The organism is Cyanobacteria bacterium GSL.Bin1, from assembly GCA_009909085.1.
Classification (GTDB): Bacteria; Cyanobacteriota; Cyanobacteriia; order Cyanobacteriales; family Rubidibacteraceae; genus Halothece.
On the sequence record JAAANX010000169.1, the window covers coordinates 1 to 4,844 of the forward strand.

A 4,844-nucleotide genomic window follows, 5' to 3' on the forward strand; every position below is an offset into this window, starting at 1 on the left:
CAGAAAGCGATGGCGAACCTTGAAAAGCAGTTTCAACGTTTACCAGGATTAGAGAAATGGTTTGTTGAGATTGGAGCTAAACCTGGATCACTTTCGGATAACTTTTTTCTTGGATTACTCTTATTGGTTTTATCCCCTGCATTTTTTCCCGTTACTACTACTCCAGTTTCATGCCGCTTAAACTTCGTCAAAAGCTAGTTGATCGTTGTGCGCCACTGGCGCACATTTTTCCGACTTGAGAGAGGGCTTAAGCCGCTGCTCAATCTCGAAAATCCAGTTGAAACACATCAGCCTCACTCTCTTCCCAAGGGTTGGGCAACTGATAATCAACTTTTTTAACTTGACTATAATTAGTACGTCAATCAAGAAGAAGTAATGCAGCTCAAAATCGATTGGGTTGGGGCTAAAAACAGGTGAAAAGATAGTTCAGTAGCAAGCCTATGACCTTTAACCAAAAAGAATACGACCTCCGATGTGAATGGGGTCTGCATGGCGCACAAACTCTTTCTCCGATCTGTGACGCGATCATTATTGTGGATGTCTTGCTGGGGTTGGGGGATGGGGAAATTTCCTCATCGTGACTGGGTTCAAAAACAACGAATCCAGTTCAAAATCATCACCAAAGCGAATGTAGTGGTTTTTCTGCATCAAGATGACGACGTCTTTTTCCCAAACCCCTAATCCCAAAAACCTAACCCCAGTCTCAATCCGACCCGGGTTGTCACCCCGTGAGAATAGCTGGTTGTTCTCAGGCTAGTTTGATGAAAAAATAACGCTTTCGGAAAGCCGACTCAAATTTGATTCACTCTCCAAAAGCGTTAATTATTACTTAAACTTTACAGGACTTAGAACCGTTGGTTTTTGCGACCACCGCCTTGGTTTTCACGAGGGTGAGCCGTATTAACTTTCAGTTCACGACCCATCCATTCTGCACCATCGAGATCTGAAATTGCTTTGGCTTCCTCAGTTTCGGAAGCCATTTCAACAAATCCAAATCCTCTCATCCGACCGGTTTCTCGGTCAGTGGGCAAATGAACGCGCTTAACTGTTCCATACTCAGCAAAAACTTCATTTAAGTCTTCTTGGGTTGCTGAATAGTCTAGATTGCCGATATAAATTGACATTGATGTAAATTCTCCTCAATCAGGAATGGTGTAGTGAGGCAAGATTTCGGAGGGAGTCTGTCAATACGAAGCTGGAAAAAACTATTAATACTGAAATCAAACGTAGTCACCGATCTTTATTCTCATCACTTCAGCGTAGCAATAATTTTTGGAATCAACAAGCAATTTGATTTGGGTTCAGCAATTCTCCTGCTTGAAAAATTAACTGCTGTTACTCGATCGCGCTCGATTAACTGTCCCCAATTGGGGACACTTTAGACCATCACTCATTGGAGGGAGTTTGAGGTTGCCGAAATCCCACCCGATTCGCCGCCCGTTTTTTCGCTTTCTCCCCCCGCCGGTCATACCTCACGGTGGTGGCGGGAGAAGCATGTCCGGCAATTTGTTGAACCGTCGCAATATCTTCCACTTCCAACAGTTCCGAACAAAGGGTACGACGGAGATCGTGGGGAGAAAAATGTTCCATTTCCATCGCTTCAATTTGTTGCCGTCTCTCTTCCAAGATGCGGAAAATGGAACCGCCATCCATCTGGGTTTCGGGATGCAAATGTCCGCCGCGCCGAATCCGACAAAATAAAGGACCGCTTGGAGAAGCCTGAGAGCGTAAACTTAACCACTCCTTCAGCCACGGTTTCGCCTCCTGAGCCAAATACACCTCCCGAAACTTGCCCCCTTTCCCTTGGCGAATCGTCAACTTCCCTGTTTTCGCCTCATAATCTCTCATCTCCAGAGCCACTAACTCCCCCCGCCGCATTCCCGTGCCCCGTAATACCGCAATGAGCGCTGTATCTCGCACCCCCTTCGGCGAGGGATCCGCTTCGCAAAGCGCCAGCAAGAGATCAATTTCCGAAGCACTCAGGGCGCGTCCGCGTAACTTTTGCTGACTGGGCAAGGGCAAATTGGGAAACGCGATCGCCTTATTGTAATCCGCCGCGCTCATCGCATCTAACCGATAGGCTTCCTCCAAGGTTCGTCGCAGCGCCGCCAACATCTTATTCGCCGTCACCGCCGCATAGCGATTCTTTAATAAATTGCGCACCAACATACAATGGCGATATCGTAACTGTCCCCAATCGAGTGTCAGATGATTGCCCGTCCCTGCCGTCAACAGCGACGCAATCGTATCTAACGCCCAGCGCATCGTGCGTTGAGACCCAGACGAGAGACTGGTTAAATAAACCGCTGCCGGATGGTCCGAGAGGGGAATGGGAGTGGCTAAGAAAAGGGGGTCGGCCCGGTCCTGCTGACTCTCAGGAGGTGGCAGCTCAGAAACCGATTCCTTTACTCTCTCCTCGCCATCACTCACCTTCCTTTTCTCCCAAACCTGTTTGCTCCAGTGCCGTCAATCTCGCCTCCACCTGCGCCAGACGCCCATTCACCACCTCATTAAGCGTCTGCCAATTCTCCTTCATCATCTGATTGAGGTCTTGATTGAGTTGCTCCACCTCCTCCTTCGTCGCCGGTTCTTGAGCAATCACAATCGCCTTGCCCTCGAGATAGGCTTGAATCCACACTAGCAAGAGAGCTGTGCCACTAGTGCCCTCAACCCGCGCTTTCTCCAGGAACGCCTCTTTTAAAGTTGGCTCAATCGAGAAATTAAACTGCCCTCGTCCCGCTGTTGGCATGATAACAATTAGCTAGGTTACCTAGGGTAGGATAAGGGAAAATTTCCCAGAGGACAAGTCAAGCCGGAAAAATAACACACGAAAACATTCATTCTCGCTCTTTATTTTCCCCTGATCGCGATTGATCGCGCGCGTAAAGCCGTGCCCTCGAAAAGACTCTATGATCTCAAAACCAATGTGACTAGCACAAACTTGAACGTGCTCTGTCTCTCCGATGCGAAAATTGAGAAGATTTTCCTCGCGACGAAGTTAGGGGTTCCGATTCATACCTGACTCACCTGTTTCACTTGATCTTAGCCCATGCCAGTGATTCAAGGGTAATGATTTCATAAAAGAGAGGGAATGATGTATTTCATTTTTTTAGGTGCTTGAGACCGCTTATGAGTCCGATCAAAAAGTCATTTTTTGATCCAACTTGTTCGGGCGTAATTTTGAGGCGCGATTGATCGCTTATATACTGGTTAATATCGGTTGATTTTTCATCCTCTCAAAAGGCAGTTAGGCGATGGATTTTGCAGTTCTTTCTGTTATTAGTATTGGGGTCAGTGGAATCATTGGTAACTTTGCTGATCGCGGCTTTTGTCAAATCCTAGAAGAGGTTAGACAACGACTGCAACAGGAGGAGCCACCTGTTAACTATGACTTACAGAAAGCAGCGCGAAAGGCTTATTTGCAGGCAACGCGAGCGGTTTGCCTAGCGCTTTATCAGTTGTGGGGTGTTGCTCCCGAGACATGGCGACGTTCCCCTGACTATTACATAGGCAGGCGTCCAAAACTCTACTGTCTAGATAAGGTACAAAATATCCTGAACCAAGAATTGCAACAGCTACCAACAGCAAAATCCATTCCTCATACTGGCACGGAAGAGCAGGTGAAACGGTTGCTACAACAAGGCGATAGCAGCAATCAGGATTTTATTGAAGAATTGCGGTCTGCCCTCAAGGAAAATTTACTGAGAGAACTGGAAGATAGGCATATAGCGTTACCAAAAGATTTTCCTAAGATGGTGCATGAGGGTTGGGAAGAAGGGGATTCCCATCTCGACTGGTTTGATTTTGTCTGTGCCTTTTTTGCAGAAGAATTGAAAACTAACGAAAGAGTTCGTGCCATTTTTCAAAGCCAACTCTTAGCGGAACTCAAGGCAGATAACCAGTCTTTCACGATTTCGTTAGAGAACTTACAAGCTGGCTTGGAAGGACTCAACCAAAACTTAGCCCAGCGATTTCATCAAATTGACCTTAAGTTAGAGGAATTATGCTCAAAAATCGAAGACATTGCTGAGTTAAAGCAGCAATTAGAGAACCTATTACCTCAATTAGTTCTCCAGCTTGATCAGACAGAAACCATCTTAAAAACTATCCATAAGGGTAAAGTTGATTTACCAGACTCTTACACTGATTCCAACAGTAAAAATTTCACAGGTAGAGAAGAATATCTGCAGCAACTTAAAGACTTACTACTTCCTGAGCAACCAAAGAACGGAAGTAATATAGTTGTTATCCACGGAATACCAGCAGTCGGAAAATCCACATTAGCATATAAATTTGCCGAAGATAATAGACAAAAGTTTCCTGGAGGGATTTATGATATTCAGGTTAGTGATTTGCAAATTACTAATCAAAAAGATATCGGTTGGAGGATTGCCAATTGGATTCTGCAAAGAAGTGGCAAAGATAAAATTGATAAAAACAATTATCAAAATCTAGACGAGGTTATCAAAACTTATTTTAACGAACAACATTTACTCCTAATAATTGATGTCGATAATTTTGATGTTGATAAAAGATTTTCCAATGATTCTTACATCCGAAAAACTAAACATCTCTCTCATTCAGGACTTTGTTCAATTATTATCACCTCGCGTAGTAAATCTCAAGAAATTGAAGATAAGTATCAAGTCAAATTAGAAGTTTTTAATTCTCAGGAGGCTGTAGATTTTTTAATAAAATCAGTAAGTAAAAAAGAAAGTCAGCGGTAAGGATTCAGGTGTGGCAAAACTGGGGAATGAGAGAAGGACAAGGCTCACCGGTGAGAGGACTTTGCAAAGCCTGTTGGAAAAAAGTAATCACCGAACGTCCCTGAAGGCGACAAGACT

5 protein-coding genes are annotated in these 4,844 nt (G+C 44.8%); 2 read left to right on the top strand and 3 right to left on the bottom strand.

The genetic code is table 11. The annotated features are described in order from the left end of the window. The first annotated feature begins 440 nt into the window (after positions 1 to 440). Positions 441 to 581: a hypothetical protein gene (locus GVY04_19630; GenBank protein NBD18257.1), complete on the top strand. Its 141-nt coding sequence runs from the start codon at positions 441 to 443 to the stop codon at positions 579 to 581. Positions 582 to 845: 264 nt separating this feature from the next. Here the strand turns inward: GVY04_19630 and GVY04_19635 are convergent, their stop codons facing one another. The 3 genes from GVY04_19635 to GVY04_19645 all read right to left on the bottom strand — a co-directional run bounded on the left by GVY04_19635 (position 846) and on the right by GVY04_19645 (position 2,749). Then, a complete protein-coding gene (locus GVY04_19635; GenBank protein ID NBD18258.1) occupies positions 846 to 1,124 on the bottom strand; it encodes an RNA-binding protein in 279 nt (92 codons plus the stop codon). A 262-nt stretch (positions 1,125 to 1,386) separates the two neighbouring features. Beyond that, positions 1,387 to 2,388: a tyrosine-type recombinase/integrase gene (locus GVY04_19640; protein ID NBD18259.1), complete on the bottom strand. Its 1,002-nt coding sequence runs from the start codon at positions 2,386 to 2,388 to the stop codon at positions 1,387 to 1,389. 34 nt (positions 2,389 to 2,422) lie between these two features. Then, the gene (locus GVY04_19645) at positions 2,423 to 2,749 is read right to left on the bottom strand and encodes a hypothetical protein (GenBank protein ID NBD18260.1); all 327 of its coding nucleotides are present in this window, start codon (positions 2,747 to 2,749) and stop codon (positions 2,423 to 2,425) included. Between the two features lie 505 nt (positions 2,750 to 3,254). On the opposite strand from GVY04_19645, the gene GVY04_19650 reads away from it, so the two are divergent. After that, complete coding sequence (locus GVY04_19650) at positions 3,255 to 4,727, top strand: hypothetical protein (protein ID NBD18261.1); 1,473 nt, start codon at positions 3,255 to 3,257, stop codon at positions 4,725 to 4,727. The last annotated feature ends 117 nt before the right edge of the window (positions 4,728 to 4,844 follow it).